Raw genomic sequence first — 22,542 nt, forward strand, 5'->3', positions numbered from 1 at the left:
TATGTTAAAATATATATAGGCAGGAGCATTTTCGTTCCCGCCAGGGAAGTTACATTAAAAAAATAGTGATTAATCAATTAAATCAATTCTTTTATGGGAAAGAAAAATAGAAATTTTTATCTGGTTTTCATTTCCGTTTTCCTGCTTTTAGGAAATCTGCTGGCAGAAGCTCAAACGGGAAAAAACATTTCCGGAATCGTGGTATCAGAGGTCGGAAATGAACCTCTGATCGGTGTAAATGTGGTTCAGAAGGGGACGACAAATGGTTCGGTCACAGATTTGGACGGAAGATTCACTCTGATGGTACCGGACGGCAGTATTTTACAAATCTCGTATATCGGCTATCAGGAACAATTGGTAACAGTCAAGCCTGATGTTGCCATGTATCATGTTGTTTTAAAAGAAGATTCACAAGCTCTGGAGGAAGTAGTAGTAATCGGCTATGGTATTCAGAAGAAGAAACTGGTAACGGGCGCAACTGTACAGGTTAAAGGCGATGATATTCAGAAATTGAATACGGTAAGTGCCTTGGGGGCTTTGCAAAGTCAGACACCCGGGGTGAATATAACGCAATCGTCAGGTATGCCTGGTGAGGGCTTCAACGTGACGATACGTGGTTTGGGAACAACAGGTTCTTCCGGTCCCTTGTATATTATTGATGGGGTAACCGGTGCGGATATTAATAATCTGAATCCTGCAGACATCGAATCTATCGATGTATTGAAAGATGCTGCATCTGCTGCGATTTACGGTTCGCGCGCTGCAAATGGAGTAGTATTGGTGACAACTAAACAAGGGCGTGCCGGAAAAGCCTCGATTTCGTATGATGGGTATTTTGGTGTGCAGAATGTATATAAAATGGCTTCGACATTGAATGCCCAGGAATATGCGATGATACAGAATGAAGGTCGTTTAATGGATGGTTTGCCCGCTTATGATTTTAGTTCGATGGTACCGAACTGGGAAAGTTATGCCAATGGGACAAATAAAGGGACAAACTGGTTGGATGCTATGAGGAATAAAAATGCACCGATTCAAAATCATGCATTGAATATAACAGGAGGAAGTGAGCAGTCTGTCTATTCTATCGGTATATCATACACTTCGCAGGAAGGTATTTTAGGAAAACCCGTACAACCTAAGTACGATCGTTATACATTCCGTTTGAATACTGAACATACTTTATTGAAAAATCAGGATCTGGATATTATTAAGTTTGGAGAGAATCTGACATATTCTTATAGTGAGAAATCGGGAATCTCTATCGGTAACCAGTATCAGAACGATATAAACGGGGCTTTGAAGGCAAATCCGTTTCTTCCGATGTATGATGAAAACGGAGATTATCATTATGCATTGAATTGGGATCCTACCGGCGAAAACCCGATTGCCCTGATGGAATATGCACATGGTCAGAATTTGACGAAGAAACATAATATTAAAGCCAATGCTTATGTGACCTTACAGCCCATCAAAAATTTGAAGATCAAGAGTAGTTTCGGTTTGACGATGGAGGCTAATTCTTATCGTAGTTTTGAACCTGTTTATGAATTGGCTTCAAATGTGTATAATAAAGAGAATGAAGTAACTCAGCGTATGTTTATCAATTCCGGCTGGCTTTGGGAAAATACGATAAGCTATGATTTCAAGATAAATAATGATCATAGTTTCAGTGCATTGATCGGCCAGTCCATGGAGAGAAGTGGCTTGGGAGATAATTTATCAGCCAGCAATGTTAATTCAATATTCGATGATTTCGATCATGCATATTTGGATAATACAACAGTCATCTATGCCGATAAAACGACTGTAGGAGGTTCTCCCTATATGAAAAATAAGATTTTACAGAAAAGAGGGATCGCTTCTTTTTTCGGTCGTATAAATTATGATTATAAAGAAACTTATTTGCTGACATTGGTCATGCGTGCAGATGGTTCATCCAATTTTGCAAAAGGACACCGTTGGGGATATTTCCCTTCTGTATCTGCCGGTTGGGTGATGAGTAATGAAGCCTTTATGGAATCGACGAGAAATTATCTGGATTTCCTTAAAATCCGTGCCAGTTGGGGGCAGAATGGTAATCAGGATATCGATCCGTTCCAGTATTTGGCTACGATATCTTTCCTGAAGTCCAACTATTTCTTCGGACCGGATAAACAAACTATTTCTTCCGGTGCTTATCCGGATATTTTGCCGAATAAAAATGTAACCTGGGAAACTTCCGAACAATTGGATTTAGGTTTGGATGCCCGTTTCCTGGGTGGTCGCTTGGGATTCTCATTCGATTATTATATAAAGACTACTAAAGATTGGCTGGTACAGGCACCGGTTTTGGATTCTTACGGTACGAGCGCTCCTTATATCAATGGCGGAGATGTCCGGAATAAGGGGGTGGAACTTGCTTTGAATTGGAATGATCATGCCGGAGATTTTACTTATGGAGTAAACCTGAATTTGTCGCATAATAAAAATGAAGTAACCCGTATTGCTAATTCAGAAGGAATTATTCACGGAAGTCCTAACATTTTGAGTGAAGGTACTACTGAAATGTATCGGGCACAGGAAGGCTATCCTATCGGTTATTTTTATGGATATAAAACTTTAGGAGTTTTCCAGAGTGAAAAACAGATAGCGGAATATTCCGGAGCTAAATTATCCGGTACAGCTCCTGGTGACTTGATCTTTGCTGATACAAATAATGACGGAGTAATTGATGATAAGGATAAATGTATGATCGGAAATCCTCATCCCGATGTGACTATGGGATTGACTTTAAATTTAGGGTATAAAGGATTTGATCTGGGAATAACGACGAATGCCGTATTTGGAAATCAGATCGCCAAGTCGTACCGGTCGTTTACTGACCAACCGAAAGAGAATTATACCATTGATATTCTGGATCGTTGGCATGGCGAGGGAACATCCAACCGTCTGCCTCGTGTAGCATCGGGAACAAACGCAAACTGGTTGTATATTTCGGATATATTTATTGAAGACGGGGATTATTTCCGTATCCAGAATGTGACCTTGGGATATGATTTTAAAAAATTATTCCCCCGTATGCCGTTAGGACAGGCCAGATTGTATGTAACTGCTCAAAACCTGGCAACTTTCACCAAATATTCAGGCATGGACCCGGAAATTGGATATGGTGCAGACAAAAGTTGGGTTTCCGGAATCGATGTAGGTTTCTATCCGAGTCCGAGAACATATATGGTAGGTGTTAATTTAAAATTCTAATCGATTTGAAAATATGAAAAAGATAGCATTTCTTTCATTACTCGTATTCCTTTTGACAGGTTGCGACAGTTTTCTGGATTCAGAAAACTTAGTGAAAAAAGATACGTCGAGTTTCCCTGAAACTTCGCAGGATGCATTGGATGCGTTGACCGGAGTCTATTCTATATTACCGTCAGTCAATGTCAACCAGTGTACTTTCCTGGTGTCTGAGTTACTTTCGGATGATCGCCTGGGAGGTGGAGCTGCGGTAGACAGAAGCTGGGCTGCGATGGATCAGCTGAAAAAGATAAATGATGACATGTTTCCGGACTTCTGGAAAAAAATGTATCAGGGAATTTTCCGTTCCAATATGTTACTGGAAACTCTTGATGTTGTAAAAACATGGGAAAAACCGGAACTAAAGGAGCAGATCGCGGCGGAAGCCAGATTTTTGCGCGCTTACTTTTATTTTGAGTTATGTCGTATGTTTGGAACAGTTCCTTTGATCTTAACAACAGAGGCTGTGAATAATCCACGTGCTGAAGCAAAAGATTTGTATGCACAAATGGCCGAAGATCTGAAATATGCAATTCAGACTTTGCCGGATAAGAAATATGAGGTAAAAGACAGTCAGCTGGGGCATGCTACAAAATGGGCTGCCGAATCGTTAATGGCACGTGTTTATTTATTTTATACAGGATACTATAAACAGGAGACACTTCCTTTACCGGATGGTGGTTCTGTATCGAAGCAGGAAGTGATCAGTTGGTTGGATGACTGTATCAATAATAGTGGTCATGGTTTGGTTTCCAATTTTGGTAATTTGTGGCCTTATGCAAACTCGGCAACAGCTCCTGATTATAAGTTTGCTACCGATAACAACTTGAGCTGGGTGGGAGACGACCAGAATAATGAAACAATCTTTTCTATTAAATATTCTTCAATGGGGAATCATTCGACCAGTATCTATTATGGGAATCAGCCGGTACTTTATTTCTCTATTCGGGAACAACCGAATTACGAGAATATATTTCCTTTCGGGCAAGGATGGGGAGCCGGACCGGTCAGTACAAATCTGGTAAGTGATTGGGAGATAAGTGAACCGAATGATTTCAGACGCGCTGCATCTATTCTGGATGTAAATAACCCGGATGAAAATATAAAAAGCTATACATGGGGAGCCAGTATGCAGATTCAGGAAACCGGTTACTGGCAGAAAAAATATATCGCAATAAATGCACACCAGGCTAAGTCGGACGGGACAACGGCATGTGTCAATTACAGCTGTATATTATACGGACGTACTCCTGACTTCCAGATCGATAATACCCAGGACCAGGTGATTATCCGTTTTGCAGATGTTTTGTTGATGATGGCTGAATTAAAGAAAGATGTCAGTTATCTGAACAGAGTGCGCGAACGTGCAGGTTTGACTCCTTTGACAGGCTATACTGATAAAGCATTGCAGAATGAACGCCGTTGGGAATTAGCTTTTGAAGGTTCCCGTTATTACGACTTGCTGCGTTGGGGAATCGCTGGTGAATCCCTGGAAAAGCAGAATGGAGTAAAGGTGAAGAACAACGGTGTGGATGATGTAATGAGTATGGGTAATTTGACACAACGTATTCAGGAAACAGGTGGTTTTATGCCTATTCCTAAAACGCAGATAGATTTATCGGCAGGGGTACTTGAACAAACTCCGGGCTGGGGTAACGATGCATTGTATTAATCAAACAGTTAAATGGAATTATATGAAAAAGATAATGATCGCTCTTTTTTCATTACTGGCAATGTTTCAATTGTCTTGTAATCCAATAGAAGAGGAGCATAAACAAGGTAGTATTGTCGCAGAGAGCGAATTGAATTTGGATGTTTATCCGCTGACGGAAGGTGGAAATAAGATTGTAATGATAAATAAAACTCCGATGGTCGGATCACATTGGAATTATGGTTCAGGCATTTCTGTTCGTCAGCAGGATACGGTTCTGGTCCCGTTTTTAGGAGAAAAAGAAATTGTTTTTACGGGAATTTGTGTTGGTGGAACAGTTTCGACAGTACGTAAAGTGACTATCGACAATATTCTTTATCCGATAGAAGATGAATGGGCGATTTTTGCCGGTACGGACAAAGAAGGTAAATCATGGATGTGGGATTATACCAGCCCGGATGATGTTGTTTGGGGCAATGGCGGTTATCCTGGTAATACAGCTCCGGCCTGGGCAACGATCAAAGCAGGAGATATGGACCAGCAAGATCCGGAAGTCGGGAAAGACGGTGTCATGCATTTCGATTTGAACGGTGCGGCGAATTTCACAAAAATAAGCCAGACTGGAAAAGTCGTGGAAAGTGGTAGTTTTAATTTTGATATGACCAAGCAAAAAGTAATGGCAGACGGGACGCCTTGGTCTATCGGTACGTTGACTATTGTGAATGGAACAATTTTGAAAGGCGTTTCTCCGAATGAAGGTGGAAAGACTATTCATGAATTCGATATCCTGAAGTTGACAGAAGACAAAATGGTATTGGCTCATGTATTGTCTAATGGTTGGGAAGCCTGGTTCTGGTGTTTTAAAGTCAAAAAATAGGGAGAAAGGAGCATGTCGGGAATAAGAATGAGTAACGCTCATCGATTCCCGGCATATCTCCGGTATTTGTGAGGTGTTGAATGTGCAGTAAAGAAAGGTTAGTTGGCATGAAAAAGATAGTTCTGCTTTGTGTTTTACTCTGTCATTGCATTTGGGTTTCGGCGCAATATGAACGGGCGCAGCAATGGGAGGAAAAGATTCAGGAGTTAAGAGATAAAAACGAAAAAGAAGGAATCAAACAAGGTTGTGTTTTATTTATAGGTAGCTCTACGTTCACGAGATGGGGAGATACAGAGAAATATTTCCCTAATTCTGTAGTGGTGAATCGAGCATTTGGAGGTTCCATGATGTGTGATCAGATCTATTATTTCGATGAAGTTGTCAAACCTTTTAACCCTCGGCAAATAGTTATTTATGAGGGAGATAATGATTTGAATGAGACGGAAACAACTCCGGAACAGTTTATGGAAGATGTGATTTGTATGTGCCGTCTCATTCATTATCATTATCCGGAATGCCGTATCTTACTTGTATCGATTAAACCCTGTCCGGCCCGGGTAAAATCTTTTGAAAAATATAAAAGAGCCAATCGTTTGATGGAGGAGTATGCTGCATTGTATGATTATATGGATTATGTAAGTGTCTGGGACAAATTTGTCGATGAGAAGGATCGTCCTGTTATGAAATATTTTACCCAGGACCATATTCACATAACTCCTGAAGCATATCTTCTTTTTAAGGAGGTGATGGAAGATAAATTGTTGAAAAAGTAGAATAAAGATATGACAAAGGTATATTGGTTAAGCCTACTCTTTTTCTTGATGATGGGAGAGTTGGTCACAGGACAAAGCAAATTGAATTTTGGCAGAAGCGTCAGGCAACAGCCAAATGAACTCCCTCGTTCAAAAGCCGGGAAAAATATATTGGAAAGGAAAGCTTATCTGGCTATACCCGGACAATTACAAAAAGATGAAGAAGGTAATTACCTGTTTTCCGGTGGCTGGGAAATGATTGAAGGATACAAGTTAGCAGGAAAAGGTATGTCTTTGTGGGATACCGGCACCAATTCTTCCGAATGGTATAATGCTGTGGTACCGGGAACGGTTCTTACGACATTAGTAGAACAGTCTGTATATCCGGATCCTTATTATGGCTTGAATAACTTACTTATACCAGATACGCTTTGCCGTATGGACTGGTGGTACCGGATATCTTTTGAAACGCCGCAGGAGATGGAGGAAACGAACTGCCGGCTTTTATTGAATGGCATTAATTATAAAGCTGAAGTCTGGTTAAATGGCTACCGGCTGGGGACTATGAACGGCGCTTTTAAGAGAGGTCTTTTCTCAGTGGGGAGTTTACTGAACAGGCAGGGAATAAACACATTGGCTGTTCATATTTTTCCTCCCGATAATCCGGGAATCCCCTTTGAAGAAACTAAGGAATGGTTCGGAGGAAACGGAGGTGCTCTTTGCCTGGACGGCCCTACTTTTATTTCATCGGAAGGGTGGGATTGGATACCGGGTATCCGGGATAGAAATATAGGTATATGGCAGGATGTGAAACTGATGCGGGGGGGAGATGTCTGGATGGAAGACCCTCAGGTCATAACAGATTTACCATTACCTGATACTACTTATGCCGATATTAAAATAAAAACACGGTTGGTTAATACGACAGAGGAGGTAAAAACTGTTTCAGTGAATGGAAAAATTGACCATATTACCTTTTCTCAGAAAGTCGTATTGAAACCGTCTGAACAGAAAGAAATCTGTTTTACGCCGGAACAATTCGAACAACTCTGTATCCATAATCCTGCTTTATGGTGGCCGAACGGTTACGGTGCACAGCCTTTATATACATTGACTATGACTGTGACTCAGGATGATCAGGTGCAACAAAAAAAAGAAATCCGTTTTGGTATTCGGGAGTTTTCCTATGAGTTAATGGCACAGTCTGCCGAAAAAAAGAATATTCGTTTTCAATATAGCCCTACGGATATAGAAGAAACCGGAAAACCTTTGTTTGACTATAAAAAACGTGTGACAGTTGAAAATACCCGCTTCCCCCAAGTCGTTATTCCTTCATTAACAGATGGTGCGATAAAATATCTACGGAAAGAAACAACACAACCGGAAAATCCTTTTCTGACTATTTGTGTCAATGGAAAACCTATTTTTTGCCGAGGTGGAAACTGGGGTATGGATGATGGAATGAAACGAGTGACTCGTGAACGCCTGGAACCTTATTTCCGTTTGCATAAAGAAGCGAATTTTACAATGGTACGGAACTGGACAGGGGAATCTACAGAAGAATTATTTTATACTCTCTGTGATGAATATGGTTTGCTTGTATGGAATGACTTTTCCATTTCAACCCAGGATTATAACCTGGAACCTCTCGATGATGAATTATTCCTAACCAATGCACAGGATATTGTTCTTCGTTTCCGTAATCATCCGTCCATTGCCGTATGGTGTCCGCGAAATGAAGGATATGCCCCAGAAATCTTGGAAGATGGTTTCCAGAGAATAATAAGTACGATGGACGGGACCCGCCACTATCATGGTAATTCAAGGGATTTAAACCTTTGTTCAAGTGGCCCCTGGCATTATATCGATAATCAGCTGGAATATCTGACCAAGAAAGCCGATGGCTTCAGTACAGAACTGGGAGCGCCTTCCGTGCCGACAGCGGAAACTCTTCGCAAATTTATACCGGCAGAAGATTTATGGCCTATTGGCGATGTCTGGTATTATCATGATTTGCATTATGAAAGTTTTGATTGGAAGAATTATATCCGCGATATAGATCGGTTAGGAGCAGAGCCGTCCCGCGATGCAGATGAATTTTGTTCACGTGCTCAGTTTATTAATTATAACCTGTATCGTAACATGTTTGAGACCTGGAATCAGAAAATGTGGAATTATGCCAGTGGTTTATTGCTGTGGATGAGTCATCCGGCATGGCCTAGTGTGATTTGGCAGACTTATTCATTCGATTATGAAACGCATGGTTCTTTTTATGGAGCTAAGAAGGCTTGTGAACCGGTACATATCCAGTGGAATTCAGTAAACAGAAAATTGCAGGTAATCAATACCACACTTAAAGAACTCCCGGGAACAAAGGCTTTTTTCAGAATATATGATCTGAAAGGAAAGAAGTTATATGAAAGAAATAGGTTAGTAAACTTAGCAGCGAACAAGTTGACCGATTGTATGGAAGTCGCGTTCCCCCCGGAAATAAAAGATGTATCCCTTGTTCGTCTTCAGTTATTCGACCGGAGAGGAAAGATGCTTTCTGAAAATGACTATTGGATCAACCCTGTTTCGCCGTCTGATTTTTCAGTTTTGCAAAAAGGAGGAAAATCACAGCTTCGTATCAAACAGACTGTTCGTAAGACGGAAGAAGGTAAAGTCGTGGTTCAGGCAGATATCAGGAATAATTCGAAACAGATAGCAACGGGAATTAAAGTGAATGTTCGAGAGAAGGAATCCGGAAAGTCTTTATTACCAGTATATGTTTCTGACGGTTATTTCAATTTATTACCAGGCGAAGAGAAACGTATCTATATGGAAATTCCCGGGGGGCAAGCCGACAAAGCATTTTATTTATCGGCTGATGAATGGATCAGATAAAGATAAAAATCAATGTAAAAAATAAGGATTATGAGAACAAATAGAATTTTTATACCCGAAGTCTTTTTTACCAACAATTGCCTTACTGGGGAAGATGTGATAAAATCGACTCGTGTACTGGGTGAATTGGATGGGATATTTGGAGACAAACAGGCATTTGATGAAATGTATAAAGATCAGGTCATTTATCAGGTCAGTAGTTATCTCCCGGTTTTAGAGAATACACCCGGTGGTCTGTTTATGGGGATTACTACCCTTTATCCGGGGAAGGTCGGCTCTGAATTTTTTATGACAAAGGGCCATTTTCACTCAAATAACGATCGGGCAGAATTTTATTGGGGAGTGGAAGGCGAAGGTATGCTGATTCTGATGAATGAACAGAGAGAGGTATGGGCTGAACGGATATTCCCCGGTAGTTTGCATTACATACCCGGAAAAGTAGCTCATCGGGTGGCTAATACAGGATATCAGAAGTTAGTGTTTTCTGCTTGTTGGCCTTCTGATGCCGGACATGATTATGCAACAATCTCTGCTGCCGGGTTTGCACAGCGTTTGATAGACGTAAACGGAGTACCCACTTTAGTTTAAAGGATATGATTAAATATACTGTTGGAATAGATTTAGGAGGAACCTTTATAAAGATCGGATTGATCCAGTCCGGTCAAGTTTTGAATTTTATAATTCTGCCTGCTTATTCGGAAAAGGGGCTTCGAAGTAATTTACCTAAAATAAAAGAAGCGGTTAATGCTTTGTTACATGACAGTAAAATCCGGACTTCCGATCTGGTGGGGATTAGTCTGGCTTTTCCCGGGATTGTCGATGTGAAACATTGCCAGGTGCTTGCCACCAATGAGAAATACAATGACGCCTGTGAATTGAATCTCCGGCTATGGTGTGAGTTGAACTGGGGGGTTCCTTTTTATATGGACAATGATACCCGGATGGCAACTGTTGGTGAATGGGTTTGTGGAGCGGCACGAGGATTGGACAATGTGGTAATGATGACAATAGGAACCGGAATAGGAACTGGAGTCGTTTTGGACGGTCGTGTTTTGTACGGTGAACATTATCAGGCAGGTTCGTTAGGCGGTCATTTCGTGATCGACTATAAGGGACGTAAATGTAGCTGTGGAAATGTGGGGTGTGTGGAAGCACTTTCTTCGTCATTTTTCCTGTCTTCTATTATAAAAGAAAACCCAAAACTATCCGCTGCTTTTCGGGAAAAAGCGGATAGCTATGATTTTGAAGAAATTTTTAATTTGGCCTCTTGCGGCGACATCGATGCTTTGATCGTAAGGAACGAATGTATGGACGTATGGAGTGCTGCTATTGTTACTTATATACATGCATATGATCCTCAGGTGATTGTGCTGGGAGGGGGCGTAATGAAGAGCAAAGAGGTTATATTACCTTATATCTGCGAACGGGTCGGACGACTGGCATGGTGCCCTACGGAGAATGTGAAAATTGTGGCATCGGAACTGGGGGATAATGCAGCTGTACTGGCGGCGGAATATAGTTTTACCAATCAAAGAAGGAAGAATGAAATCTTATCTGCATGAAGATAAACCGGGTGTTTCTCCGGTTATTAATGTATTTGATCCGGGACTCGATATCGGTTTGATCGAAGAGCCTATGGGCTTTTCCTACGGTCCGGGTATTTTTGGCCCTCAGGTAGAGAGACGAAAGTTGAAAGACATTTCAAAAAGTTTGATGGACCCCGACTGTGCCGGGCCTGATATAGTCTATTCTATTGCAATGGATGTAGGTAAAATAAAACATAAAGAACTATTGAATTCGATGCATTTGCTGTACGGTGTCGTAACATATGCTACCGGAAAGCTGGGGATAGAGCCTATCCGGAGTCAGGGACATATCCATAAAGTTTCTTCTTTCAGTAACTGGTCTACTCCTGAGGTGTATGAGATATGGTCCGGTGAAGCAATTATTTATATGCAGGAATATGCAGAAGATAATCCGGGGCGTTGTTTTGCAGTTTATGCCAATCCGGGTGATGTAGTTATTGTTCCTCCTTATTGGGCACATGCGACTATCAGTGCCAATCCGGATAAACCGCTTACTTTTGGTGCCTGGTGCGATCGGGAATATGGTTTCGTTTATGAGGGTGTAAGAAAACATAACGGAATAGCCTGGTATCCGGTTTTTGATGAATTGAATGAGATTCAATGGCTGGAGAATCCAGCCTATCAGCCATCGGAACTGATATGTAAGTCTCCTGCCGATTATTTGGAATTAGGGATAAAAAAAGATAAATCTATTTATTGTACATTTGAAGAAGATCCGGAGACTTTTTTATTTGTTCCTTCTCCACAAATAAAAGAAGAATATTGGAGACGATTTATTCCATAAAGGGATTTTATATATAATTTGAATACCATGAAAACAGAGCATAATAAGATGTTGATTTATATCATAGCGATGATTGCGGCGACCGGAGGTTTACTTTTCGGCTTTGATACTGGCGTGATTTCGGGAGCCATTCCATTTTTTCAGAAGGATTTTGGAATAGACAATAATATGATAGAACTGATTACGTCGGCAGGTTTGCTGGGGGCAATCTTAGGTGCTTTGTTTTGTGGTAGGTTGACAGACCGTTTAGGACGTAAAAAAGTAATTTTAGCCTCTGCCGTAATCTTTGCTGTAGGGGCAATTTGGTCCGGAGTTGCGGTTGATGCCTGGAATTTGGTTCTGGCTCGTCTTTTCCTGGGAATAGCGATTGGGGTTTCTTCTTTTGCCGTCCCTTTGTATATTGCAGAAATTTCGCCAGCCAAAGTGAGGGGAATGCTTGTTTCAATGTTTCAGTTGATGGTTACAATTGGGGTTTTGGTTTCTTATTTATCAGATTTATATTTTGCAGATGAAGGTGATATGTCTTGTTGGAGACCAATGTTCTATGTGGGAGTTATTCCAGCCTGTATATTGCTTGTGGGTATGATCTTTATGCCTGAGACTCCCCGTTGGCTGATGTCGAAGGGAAGGCATAGCGAAAGTATCCGTATTTTGAAAAGAATAGAAGGAGAAGAACAGGCAAAGGATTCTTTTCAACAGATGCAAGAGGAAATAAAAAGAAGCGAAACGGAAAAATCCGGATGGAAAGAACTTTTGCAACCCTGGTTGAGAACCCCTCTGATCATCTGTATAGGGATTATGTTCTTTCAGCAGTTTGTCGGGATCAATACGGTGATCTATTATAGTCCTAAGATATTTCTGATGGCAGGTTTTGACGGGACTGTTGCGGCAATTTGGGCTTCTGTCGGGGTTGGGGTGGTCAATGTTATTTTCACGGTTGTATCTGTTTATTTTGTAGATCGCTTGGGAAGAAGAAAGCTTTATTTTATCGGATTGTCAGGGATTGTCGTATCTCTTTTAATCCTGGGGTTATGCTTTGTTTTTGTAAATCAGTTGGGCGATTCGGTAAAATGGGTGGCTATTTTGCTTATATTCTGTTATGTCGCTTTTTTTGCGATCAGTATAGGTCCTTTAGGCTGGCTTATTATTTCAGAAATATTCCCTTTAAAATTACGTGGGTTAGGAGCTTCTCTCGGCTCGCTGTCTGTTTGGCTTTTCAACAGCATCGTTTCATTTACTTTCTTTAAAATTGTAAAAGCATTGACAATACCCGGAAAAGAAATAATAATGGATGGTGAAAATCTGGGGAATCCGGCAGGTGCTTTTTGGTTCTATGGAGGAGTTGCTTTTCTTGCGTTGATTTGGGGGTATTTCTATGTTCCGGAAACAAAAGGTGTTTCACTGGAACAAATTGAAAATTTCTGGCGGAAAAGAGAAAGTCCTCGTAAGCTGAAATAATTCTCCTATATTTGCGGAGAACATAAAGATGTAAATAATGACTGAAAAGGAAAAATGCCGTCTGGGGTTATTGTATGATGCCAATTATGATACAGAGATATTGGCTGACCGTGAAAAGGCGAAAGAGTTACTTTACGATTACAATCGCTTGCGGCCTTCACAACAAAAAGAAAAGGCTGAGTTGTTAAAGCTCTTATTGGGTAAAACAGGTGATAGCCTGATTATTGAGCCCCCTTTTGCCTGCGACTACGGATATAATATCGAAGTAGGAGAGAATTTCTATGCGAATGTGAACCTGGTTATTCTGGACGGGACAAAAGTCTGTATCGGCGATAATGCCTTTATTGCCCCGAATGTCGGTATTTATACGGCTGGGCATCCATTGGATGTGGAACAGCGGAATCGGGGACTTGAATATGCCCGTCCGGTAACGATCGGTCATAATGTGTGGATCGGTGCGGGAGTCTCTATCTTACCGGGAGTGACTATCGGCGATAATACTGTCATCGGTGCCGGAAGTGTAGTGACGAAAGATATTCCGTCGAATATACTGGCTGTCGGTAATCCTTGTCGGGTAATAAAAGAGATAAAGCAGGGAGAGTCCGGTTGTCAATAAGGGATGTTCTATTCTGAAATATAATAAAGCCCGGTTCAGATTTCAAGACCGGGCTTTATTGTTATAGGATGTTTGTATCGATTATTCCCACTCGATAGTAGCATTCGGTTTCGGGGACATATCGTAGCAAACGCGGTTTACGTTTTTCACCTCTTTCAGGATACGGTCCGTGATCTTCATCAGGATAGGCCAGTCAACCGGTTCGATTGTTGCAGTCATAGCATCTACGGTGTTGACAGCACGAATGATAACAGGCCAGTCGAAAGAACGGGCATTATCACGTACGCCTACTGATTTGAAATCAGGCACAACAGTAAAATACTGCCATACTTTCTTGTCTAAACCGGCAAGCTGGAACTCTTCACGCAAAATCGCATCGGCTTCACGAACAGCTTCCAGTCTATCACGAGTGATAGCCCCTAGACAACGTACACCTAAGCCAGGACCAGGGAACGGCTGACGGAAAACCATTTCGTACGGCAAGCCCAGTTCCAGACCGCAAGCACGAACTTCGTCTTTGAATAACTGACGCAGCGGTTCAACCAGTTCGAACTGTAAATCTTCAGGCAGACCACCTACATTATGGTGAGACTTCACCATCTTGGCTGTCTTTGTTCCGCTTTCCACGATATCCGGATAAATAGTACCTTGAGCCAGATAATCTATGCCGTCCAGTTTGCGTGCTTCTTCTTCGAATACGCGGATAAATTCGCCGCCGATAATCTTACGTTTTTCTTCAGGATCGGCAACGCCTGCCAGTTTATCCAGAAAACGATCGGTTACGTCTTTATATATCAGGTTTGCCTTCAGCTGATTTTTGAATACTTCAACTACATCTTCCGATTCACCTTTACGCATCAAACCGTGGTTTACATGTACGCAAACGAGTTTATCCCCGATAGCTTTCAGAAGCAGTGCGGCAACAACCGAACTGTCCACTCCGCCCGATAAGGCCAATAATACTTTTTTATCACCAACCTGACGTCTGACAAGTTCAATCTGGTCATTGACAAAGTTTGTCATGTTCCAGTTGGCTTCCGCTTTGCAAGTATCGAAAACAAAAGATTTGACAGCTTTCTTGATCGCTTCTATATCATTGGTAAATTCATCCAATTTAACTTCGCATAAAGCTTTGTCGTGACCGGCAGCCATGACAGGAATGCCCATAGAATAAATAGCCGGGTCTATATCGATAGCAACGCCGTCGATCACATGGTTAGGACCACCGTTGATGATGATACCTTTTACGTTCGGGAGAGCTTTCAATTCCCCGACAGTGATGTCGTGAGGATAAATTTCACTATAAACTCCCAATGCACGGATAGCTCTTGCCAATACCGTATTTTCATGACTTCCCAGGTCTAAAATAACGATCATATCTTGTTTCATCGTATTCCTCCTAAAATTATTAAGTTGATTAGATTATCCTTCTGTTGATTTTATTCCCACTCGATTGTTGCTGGTGGTTTGGAACTGATGTCATACACAACGCGGTTTACACCTTTTACCTTATTGATGATTTCGTTGGATACTTTAGCCAGAAAATCGTAAGGTAATTGTGCCCAGTCGGCTGTCATGGCATCGGTTGATGTTACGGCACGCAAAGCAACGGTATTTTCATAGGTACGTTCGTCACCCATTACTCCGACCGACTGGATCGGGAGCAGGATTACTCCGGCTTGCCAGATCTTGTCGTAAAGACCCCATTCGCGCATCAGTGACATATAAATATCGTCGGCATCCTGCAGGATACGTACTTTTTCAGGTGTTATATCGCCTAAAATACGGATACCCAAACCCGGACCGGGGAACGGATGGCGTTTGATCAGGTGTGGCTGCATACCCATCTCGATACCGACACGGCGGACTTCATCTTTGAAAAGGAGACGAAGCGGTTCCACCAGCTTCAGTTTCATGGTATCCGGCAGGCCGCCCACGTTGTGATGGCTTTTGATCACGGTACCAGTAATGGATAAAGACTCGATTACGTCCGGATAGATCGTGCCTTGTCCCAGCCATTTGATATCTTTTAGTTTATGGGCTTCTTCGTCGAATACATCGATAAAACCTTTACCGATGATCTTACGTTTCTGTTCCGGCTCGGTCACTCCGGCCAGCGCTTTATAGAATTTCTCTTTTGCATTTACCCCGATCACATTCAATCCCAAATGCTCGTAATCTTTCATCACGTTCTCAAACTCGTTCTTGCGCAACAAGCCGTGATCGACGAAGATACAAGTGAGATTTTTACCGATTGCCTTGTTCAGCAATACGGCTGTAACGGAAGAATCCACACCGCCCGATAAGGCAAGGATCACTTTGTCGTCACCCAACTGCTCTTTCAGTTCAGCAACAGTCGATTCGATGAAAGAGGCTGGAGTCCAGTCTTTGGCACATCCGCAGATATTCAGGAAATTATCCAGTAATTTGGTTCCGTCTGTAGAGTGGAATACTTCCGGATGGAATTGTACTCCCCATGTCTGTTCGCCTTCCACATGATAAGCTGCAGCCTTCACATCGTCCGTGCTGGCTATAACCTTAAAGTGATCAGGTAATACGGTAATTGTATCTCCATGTGACATCCATATCTGGGAACCCGTATCGATGCCTTTCAGCAGAGGATCTTCATTGTTGATATACGATAGATTCGCACGTCCATACTCGCGGGAGTTGGCCGGTTCTACATTGCCTCCGGATGTGTAAGCCAGAAACTGAGCCCCATAACAAATACCTAAAACCGGATACTTGCCACGAATTTCACTCAAGTCAGCCTTAAAAGCATTTTCGTCGTAAACGGAGTAAGGACTTCCTGAAAGGATCACACCTTTCACATCTGTAGCATCATGCGGGAATTTGTTGTAGGGAATGATCTCGCAATACATGTTTAATTCTCTGACCCTGCGGCCAATCAATTGCGTTGTTTGCGAGCCGAAATCAAGAATAATAAGTTTCTCGTGCATGCAGTGTTATTATTTAATTGAGTGCGGCAAAGGTAGTAATTTTATTTAGAAAATCTGTACAGCGCTTGCTGTATATATAGGGAATCGATAGGGGAATTTCAATATATTTTTTATGATTTCACATAAGTTTTATTGCTGTGAAGCAGAATTTCCATGCGGGTGGGGATTTTTCCCCACTTAGATGGGTAATAATCCCCACCCGTATGGGAAAATAATCTGCTGCTATAAATAGCACAGGAAAACCCAATAGAATGAATAGTTCTTCCAGACGGAGCTAAAACCGTTTCATATTTGTTGAAAGAATGGTTAAGTTCTTAAAAAATGTATAAACGGTCAGGATATGTTTTAATACATCTGATTAAACATTACCTTTGTACGTTCATTTTTAGAAGGAACCGTATGGATACAGAAAAGAAAGAAGCAAAAGAAATAAATAAGCTCTCATTATTGATCATGGCAGTGGTCATTTTGATATTGATTATCGCTGGTGCCGCTTACTATATTTATCAGCAAAAGCAGCAGATGACTGACTTGGTCGAGGCTTATGATCTGGATAAGCAAACGCTTGAAGACGAGTTCAATGAACTCTCTATGCAATATGAGGGTTACCAATTCAAAGTCGGTAATGACTCATTGATGAGTCTGTTATCTACGGAGCAGGCGAAAGTTCAGCGTTTGATGGAAGAGCTTCGCACGGTAAAAGCGACAAATACCAAGGAAATAGCCCGTTTGAAGAAAGAACTGGAAACGCTTCGTAAGATCATGCGTAATTATGTTGTGCAGATCGACTCTTTGAACAGAGCGAATGAACAATTGCAGGTAGAGAAAAAAGAAGCCGTTCAAAAATATCAGCGTGCCACTTCACAGGCTGCAACCTTGAAGAAAGAGAAAGAGAAGCTATCCGAACGCGTTACGTTGGCAAGCCGACTGGATGCTACAGGTATAACGGTTACTCCGGTCAATTCGCGTGGAAAGCTGGCGAAGAAGATCAAACGGATGGAACGTTTCGTTGTGGACTTCCGTATTGCGAAAAATATTACTGCTCCCGTTGGAGAGAAGACTGTTTATGTACGTATCCTGAAGCCGGACGATGACGTGCTGGTAAAAAGCCGTGCCGATGTTTTTCCTTTTGAGGGAAAAGATATCAACTATTCCATGAAGAAGCTGATCGAATACGATGGAGAAGAATATCCGGTTACGATGTACTGGGATATTGAAGAGTTCCTGTCTCCGGGAACTTACCGGGTCGATATATTTATTGATGGTAACCATATCGGAAAGAAAAGCTTTACGTTGGAAGATTAACGATGGAGACAGATTGCCACTTAGCAAAACTTTTAGCGGATCTTCCGGAATCTCTGGCCCGTGACGAGGTTTTTGTAGGCGAACTCAGTAATATCACAAAAGTGATTGCTGTCGATAAAGGAGACTATCTGCTCCGCACCGGCGAAATATGCCAGGATGCCTATTTTATCAATAAAGGACTATTCATTAATTTATATGTAAGTGAAAAGGGGGATGAATGCGTAACCGGCTTTTCATCTGACTATCTGTATCCTTTCCTGTCTGCTATCGGGTATTTTACTCAGGCGCCTTCCGAGTTCGAGATCAAAGCGCTGGAATCCGGTGAACTGTTACGGTTGTCACGTACCCATATCGAAGACTTGTCCCTGCGTTATCCGTTATTTGCATCGTACTACCAGAATGCGATGCTGACTATTATATCAAAACTTTACTCCATGTTTGCCATCCGTCAGTCCTGTACGGCTGAAGAATTCATCAAATATCTTTATAATCACTACATGTGGATCATGCAACGTGTCCCCGACAAGTATATTGCTCAGTATATGGGGATCAGTAATGCATGGTACTGCAAGCTGAAAAAGCGCATCTTTAATTGAATTAATTCAATTTTATATTTAAAGTAAACCAGTACTTTTGCATCGGAAAGTCGTACTTTTGTTTGTGTACGAAGATTATAGGTTTATCGAATATAAACAATAGGAGATAACCAGTTGTTTTTTATTATGAATAAGGGTGATAAATTGTTTTAGTGGTTAAAATAAAATCTCCGGATGAAAAAACAATAAAAAGATGAAACGGATTATCGTATTAGTAGGATTGTTGGTCTGGTCTGGTTATGCTAATTCCCAACAGACATTGACATTGGAAGAATGTCGAAACTTAGCTATTCAAAATAATAAGGAATTGCAAATGTCCGGCGAAAAGGTAAAGGCGGCGAATGAAGAAAAGAAGGCAGCTTTTACCAAATATTTCCCGCAACTTTCCGCGATGGGAGGTTATATGTGGAATCAGAAAGATATCAATCTGCTGGACATGGATGCTTTAAGTGCCAAACTCGGTTCTGCTTTGGGGCCGATTGCCCAACTTCCTGTTTTCGGACAATTGATGGGAGGAGTAGATGAGATGCAGCATCTGGATGTACAGAATATCTGGGTAGGAGGTGTTTCGCTGGTTCAACCCGTCTTCATGGGGGGAAAGATCGTATCCTATAATCAAATTACCAAATATGCGCGTGAGTTGGCTGAGTCGATGAACGACCTTCAATTGCAGGAAGTCATTTATAAAACCGATGAAACGTACTGGCAAGTGATCTCTTTGGTCAATAAGAAGAAGTTGGCGGATGCCTATGTCGGACTGCTTCGTAAAATGGATAGCGATGTGACTGCTATGATAACAGAAGGTGTTGCTACACAGGTGGATGGCCTTTCTGTGAAGGTGAAGCTGAATGAGGCGGAAATGGCACAGACAAAAGTGGATAACGGACTCGCCTTGTCACGTATGTTGCTGGCCCAAATTTGCGGATTGCCTCTCGACGAGCCATTGGCACTGGCGGATGAAAATATAGAGAACTTCCCTGTACATTCCAATGATGCCGTAGCGAATGTGAATGAAGCCTTTGCCAATCGCGATGAACTGAAAAGCCTGGAACTGGCAACAAAGATCTATCAGAAAAAAGAACGCATCGTTTTAGCGGATATGTTGCCCAATGTCGCTCTGTCGGCAAATTATCTGGTAACGAACCCGAATGCATTCAACGGCTTTAAAAATGAATTTGCCGGAATGTTCAATGTCGGTGTAATGGTAAAAGTACCCCTGTCCGGTTGGTGGGAAGGTAGTTACAAACGGAATGCCGCTCGTGCCGAAACACGTATCCAGATGTTACAACTAATGGAAGCGCGTGAGAAGGTGGAATTGCAAGTGAACCAATCCGTCTATAAGGTGAATGAAGCCAATAAGAAACTGACGGCTTCTTCCCGTAACATGGAAAATGCGGAAGAGAACCTTCGTCATGCTAATTTGGGATTTGAAGAAGGCGTTATTCCGGCACTGAATCTGATGGAAGCGCAGACCGCCTGGGTTTCGGCACGCTCCAGCCTGATCGATGCTCAGATAGAGGTGAAATTAACGGAAGTTTACCTGTCGAAAGCAATGGGTAATCTTTCGGTAGACAAACAGAAGTAATAACAATAAAAATATACAAAGATGAACGAGAATAAAAAGTTTTCGATCAGCAACATGATGTTGGCATTTATCACGGTATTGGTCGTGATCGGATTAGTCGCATTGACCGGTTTCTTTTTGCTTACTCCTCCTGATGATATTATTATGGGGCAGGCTGAAGCCAATCAGGTCCGTATTTCCGGGAAAGTTCCCGGACGGATCGAATCATATCGTTTTGACGAAGGAGATAAAGTAAAAGCCGGTGATACACTGGTCTATCTGAATACGCCGGAGGTGCTGGCAAAATTGCAACAGGCGGAAGCTGCTCAGAAAGCGGCTGAAGCGCAGAATGCCAAAGCAATCAAAGGAGCCCGTGCACAGGAAATAGCCGGAGCTTATGAAATGTGGCAGAAAGCACAGGCCGGTCTTGAAATAGCAAAGAAATCGTATACCCGTGTTCAGAATCTGTATGAAAAAGGCGTTATGTCTGCCCAGAAAAGAGATGAGGCGGAAGCGAATTATAAGGCGATGGTAGCCACGGAGAAAGCGGCAAAGTCACAGTATGATATGGCAATGGACGGTGCCCGTTCGGAAGACAAAGCAGCGGCTGCCGCCCTGGTTCAGCAGGCTGGCGGTGCTGTAGCCGAAGTGGAGTCTTATCTGAAAGAGTCGGCTTTGGTTTCACCGATCGACGGTGAAGTATCCGAACGTTTCCCACAAGTGGGAGAGTTGGTCGGAACCGGTGCGCCGATCATGAATATTACAGACCTGAACGATATGTGGGTGTCATTCAGTGTGCGTGAAGACCTGTTGAAAGATATCAAGATCGGATCGGAACTGAATGTTTTTATACCGGCACTCGACAATAAGCCTGTAAAACTGAAAGTATATTATATGAAAGATATGGGATCGTATGCTGCCTGGAAAGCGACAAAGACAACCGGACAGTTCGACTCTAAGACTTTCGAGGTGCGTGCACGTCCGCAGGAGAAAATCGCTGATCTGCGTCCCGGCATGTCTGTTGTAATGAAGAAAAAAGGAAACGAAATATTATGACCCTGAAGCAGAGTTTACATAGTATCTGGAATGTAGCGAAGCGGGAGATACACCGGTTGACATCGAAGCCGATCTATTTCTTCTGTATGCTGATCGCTCCGGTTCTCTGTGTCGTCTTCTTCCTGTCACTGATGCAGGAGGGGCTGCCAACCAATTTGCCGATCGCAGTGGTCGACATGGATGGTTCTGCCACTTCCCGTAACCTGATCCGGCAGCTGGATGCTTTTGAGCAGACAGAGGTTGTTTATAAGACTGCAACATTCGATGATGCACGCCGGGAAATGCAAAAAGGAAATGTATATGGAATTTTCTATATACCGAAAGATTTTGCCGTGGAAGCGACTACGGGAAAACAACCGACGTTGTCTTTTTATACGAACGGAACTTATTTGATCGCTGCTTCCCTGCTTTTCAGGGATATGAAGACAATGTCCGTTCTGGCAGGTGCTTCGGTCGGTTTGCAGACCGGACTGGCGAAAGGATATACGACCGACCAGATCATGGGGCAACTTCAACCTGTGGTTGTAGATACACATGCGCTAGGTAATCCCTGGCTGAACTATTCCGTTTACCTGAATAATACGATTTTGCCGGGTGTGCTCCAGCTGATGATCTTTCTGGTGACGGTTTTCAGTATTGGAACGGAACTGAAATACTCGACAGCCCGTCAATGGTTGCAGACCGGAGGCAACTCGTTTACATTAAGTCTGTTGGGGAAACTTTTGCCGCAAACGGTTATTTTCACGGTAATAGCTTTATTGTGCTGTTCCGCTCTATATGGTTTTAATGCGTTCCCGTTGAATAGCGGATGGATGCCGATGATCGTTGCTTTGTTCCTGCTGGTCATTGCCTCGCAGGCTGTAGGTGTATTTATGATCGGGGCATTGCCGACTTTACGTCTGGGACTGAGTTTTGCCAGTTTGTTCGGTATGATCGCTTTTTCAATTGTCGGCTTTTCCTTTCCGGTTCTGGGTATGGACCCGACATTGCAGGCTTTGAGTACCTTATTTCCCCTTCGTCATTATTTCCTGATCTATGTGGATCAGGCATTGAATGGGAGAGACCTGTTTTATTCATGGACTGAGTATGCCTGGTTGATCGGTTTTCTGATCTTGCCGTTCCTGATCGGAAAACATCTCAAAAATGCATTGCTGTACTTTAAATATATTCCGTAA

At 42.3% G+C, this 22,542-nt stretch carries 17 protein-coding genes; 15 read left to right on the plus strand and 2 right to left on the minus strand.

The window, feature by feature from the left end; genetic code table 11:
- Positions 1-93 precede the first annotated feature (93 nt).
- The 10 genes from DWW23_RS04350 (at position 94) to DWW23_RS04395 (ending at position 13,886) form a co-directional block, all read left to right on the plus strand.
- On the plus strand, positions 94-3,240 hold the full coding sequence (locus DWW23_RS04350; RefSeq protein ID WP_122352066.1) for a TonB-dependent receptor: 3,147 nt from the start codon (positions 94-96) through the stop codon (positions 3,238-3,240).
- A 13-nt stretch (positions 3,241-3,253) separates the two neighbouring features.
- A complete protein-coding gene (locus tag DWW23_RS04355) occupies positions 3,254-4,948 on the plus strand; it encodes a RagB/SusD family nutrient uptake outer membrane protein (protein WP_122352067.1) in 1,695 nt (564 codons plus the stop codon).
- A 22-nt stretch (positions 4,949-4,970) separates the two neighbouring features.
- Positions 4,971-5,804, plus strand: a complete 834-nt coding sequence (locus DWW23_RS04360; RefSeq protein ID WP_122352349.1) for a hypothetical protein — start codon at positions 4,971-4,973, stop codon at positions 5,802-5,804.
- Positions 5,805-5,911: 107 nt separating this feature from the next.
- Positions 5,912-6,577, plus strand: coding sequence for a GDSL-type esterase/lipase family protein (locus DWW23_RS04365; protein ID WP_158583152.1), 666 nt, complete (start codon positions 5,912-5,914; stop codon positions 6,575-6,577).
- Positions 6,578-6,586: 9 nt separating this feature from the next.
- Entirely contained in the window at positions 6,587-9,442 is a 2,856-nt protein-coding gene (locus tag DWW23_RS04370; RefSeq protein ID WP_122352069.1) for a glycoside hydrolase family 2 TIM barrel-domain containing protein, read from the plus strand.
- 30 nt (positions 9,443-9,472) lie between these two features.
- Positions 9,473-10,030, plus strand: a complete 558-nt coding sequence (locus DWW23_RS04375) for a glucose-6-phosphate isomerase family protein (RefSeq protein WP_122352070.1) — start codon at positions 9,473-9,475, stop codon at positions 10,028-10,030.
- A gap of 5 nt (positions 10,031-10,035) precedes the next feature.
- Entirely contained in the window at positions 10,036-11,004 is a 969-nt protein-coding gene (locus tag DWW23_RS04380; protein WP_122352071.1) for an ROK family protein, read from the plus strand.
- On the plus strand, positions 10,985-11,812 hold the full coding sequence (locus DWW23_RS04385) for a glucose-6-phosphate isomerase family protein (RefSeq protein ID WP_122352072.1): 828 nt from the start codon (positions 10,985-10,987) through the stop codon (positions 11,810-11,812). Before DWW23_RS04380 ends, DWW23_RS04385 begins: the two co-directional genes overlap by 20 nt.
- Positions 11,813-11,839: 27 nt before the next feature.
- A complete protein-coding gene (locus DWW23_RS04390) occupies positions 11,840-13,270 on the plus strand; it encodes a sugar porter family MFS transporter (RefSeq protein ID WP_122352073.1) in 1,431 nt (476 codons plus the stop codon).
- 37 nt (positions 13,271-13,307) lie between these two features.
- Positions 13,308-13,886 carry a sugar O-acetyltransferase gene (locus DWW23_RS04395; RefSeq protein ID WP_122352074.1) on the plus strand — a complete coding sequence of 193 codons (579 nt, stop codon included), beginning with the start codon at positions 13,308-13,310 and terminating at the stop codon, positions 13,884-13,886.
- Positions 13,887-13,967: 81 nt separating this feature from the next.
- Here DWW23_RS04395 and guaA (DWW23_RS04400) read toward each other — a convergent pair whose 3' ends face one another.
- Together guaA (DWW23_RS04400) and guaA (DWW23_RS04405) are read right to left on the minus strand one after the other, a co-directional pair.
- Positions 13,968-15,275, minus strand: coding sequence for a glutamine-hydrolyzing GMP synthase (guaA, locus tag DWW23_RS04400; RefSeq protein WP_122352075.1), 1,308 nt, complete (start codon positions 15,273-15,275; stop codon positions 13,968-13,970).
- A gap of 50 nt (positions 15,276-15,325) precedes the next feature.
- Positions 15,326-16,846: a glutamine-hydrolyzing GMP synthase gene (guaA, locus tag DWW23_RS04405; RefSeq protein WP_122352076.1), complete on the minus strand. Its 1,521-nt coding sequence runs from the start codon at positions 16,844-16,846 to the stop codon at positions 15,326-15,328.
- A gap of 399 nt (positions 16,847-17,245) precedes the next feature.
- Here guaA (DWW23_RS04405) and DWW23_RS04410 point away from each other — a divergent pair, with 399 nt between their 5' ends.
- The 5 genes from DWW23_RS04410 (at position 17,246) to DWW23_RS04430 (ending at position 22,542) form a co-directional block, all read left to right on the plus strand.
- Positions 17,246-18,151 (plus strand): hypothetical protein, encoded by a 906-nt coding sequence (locus DWW23_RS04410; protein WP_122352350.1) that lies wholly within the window; start codon positions 17,246-17,248, stop codon positions 18,149-18,151.
- A gap of 2 nt (positions 18,152-18,153) precedes the next feature.
- A complete protein-coding gene (locus tag DWW23_RS04415) occupies positions 18,154-18,747 on the plus strand; it encodes a Crp/Fnr family transcriptional regulator (RefSeq protein ID WP_122352077.1) in 594 nt (197 codons plus the stop codon).
- A 193-nt stretch (positions 18,748-18,940) separates the two neighbouring features.
- Positions 18,941-20,332, plus strand: a complete 1,392-nt coding sequence (locus tag DWW23_RS04420; RefSeq protein ID WP_122352078.1) for a TolC family protein — start codon at positions 18,941-18,943, stop codon at positions 20,330-20,332.
- Positions 20,333-20,353: 21 nt separating this feature from the next.
- Positions 20,354-21,367: an HlyD family secretion protein gene (locus tag DWW23_RS04425; RefSeq protein ID WP_122352079.1), complete on the plus strand. Its 1,014-nt coding sequence runs from the start codon at positions 20,354-20,356 to the stop codon at positions 21,365-21,367.
- Positions 21,364-22,542, plus strand: a complete 1,179-nt coding sequence (locus tag DWW23_RS04430; RefSeq protein WP_122352080.1) for an ABC transporter permease — start codon at positions 21,364-21,366, stop codon at positions 22,540-22,542. The genes DWW23_RS04425 and DWW23_RS04430 overlap by 4 nt, the downstream gene beginning before the upstream one ends.

Origin of the sequence: Parabacteroides sp. AF14-59 (genome assembly GCF_003479515.1) — a bacterium.
Lineage (GTDB): Bacteria > Bacteroidota > Bacteroidia > Bacteroidales > Tannerellaceae > Parabacteroides > Parabacteroides faecis.

What these genes read in the sequence shown, in the direction of transcription:
- DWW23_RS04430 (WP_122352080.1), top strand. Translation starts at nt 21,364, where the DNA reads ATGACCCTGAAGCAGAGTTTACATAGTATCTGGAATGTAGCGAAGCGG.
- DWW23_RS04420 (WP_122352078.1), top strand. Translation starts at nt 18,941, where the DNA reads ATGAAACGGATTATCGTATTAGTAGGATTGTTGGTCTGGTCTGGTTAT.
- DWW23_RS04385 (WP_122352072.1), top strand. Translation starts at nt 10,985, where the DNA reads ATGAAATCTTATCTGCATGAAGATAAACCGGGTGTTTCTCCGGTTATT.
- guaA (WP_122352076.1), bottom strand. Translation starts at nt 16,846, where the DNA reads ATGCACGAGAAACTTATTATTCTTGATTTCGGCTCGCAAACAACGCAA.
- DWW23_RS04395 (WP_122352074.1), top strand. Translation starts at nt 13,308, where the DNA reads ATGACTGAAAAGGAAAAATGCCGTCTGGGGTTATTGTATGATGCCAAT.
- DWW23_RS04355 (WP_122352067.1), top strand. Translation starts at nt 3,254, where the DNA reads ATGAAAAAGATAGCATTTCTTTCATTACTCGTATTCCTTTTGACAGGT.
- DWW23_RS04375 (WP_122352070.1), top strand. Translation starts at nt 9,473, where the DNA reads ATGAGAACAAATAGAATTTTTATACCCGAAGTCTTTTTTACCAACAAT.
- DWW23_RS04365 (WP_158583152.1), top strand. Translation starts at nt 5,912, where the DNA reads ATGAAAAAGATAGTTCTGCTTTGTGTTTTACTCTGTCATTGCATTTGG.
- DWW23_RS04425 (WP_122352079.1), top strand. Translation starts at nt 20,354, where the DNA reads ATGAACGAGAATAAAAAGTTTTCGATCAGCAACATGATGTTGGCATTT.
- DWW23_RS04380 (WP_122352071.1), top strand. Translation starts at nt 10,036, where the DNA reads ATGATTAAATATACTGTTGGAATAGATTTAGGAGGAACCTTTATAAAG.
- DWW23_RS04390 (WP_122352073.1), top strand. Translation starts at nt 11,840, where the DNA reads ATGAAAACAGAGCATAATAAGATGTTGATTTATATCATAGCGATGATT.
- DWW23_RS04415 (WP_122352077.1), top strand. Translation starts at nt 18,154, where the DNA reads ATGGAGACAGATTGCCACTTAGCAAAACTTTTAGCGGATCTTCCGGAA.
- guaA (WP_122352075.1), bottom strand. Translation starts at nt 15,275, where the DNA reads ATGAAACAAGATATGATCGTTATTTTAGACCTGGGAAGTCATGAAAAT.
- DWW23_RS04360 (WP_122352349.1), top strand. Translation starts at nt 4,971, where the DNA reads ATGAAAAAGATAATGATCGCTCTTTTTTCATTACTGGCAATGTTTCAA.
- DWW23_RS04370 (WP_122352069.1), top strand. Translation starts at nt 6,587, where the DNA reads ATGACAAAGGTATATTGGTTAAGCCTACTCTTTTTCTTGATGATGGGA.
- DWW23_RS04350 (WP_122352066.1), top strand. Translation starts at nt 94, where the DNA reads ATGGGAAAGAAAAATAGAAATTTTTATCTGGTTTTCATTTCCGTTTTC.
- DWW23_RS04410 (WP_122352350.1), top strand. Translation starts at nt 17,246, where the DNA reads ATGGATACAGAAAAGAAAGAAGCAAAAGAAATAAATAAGCTCTCATTA.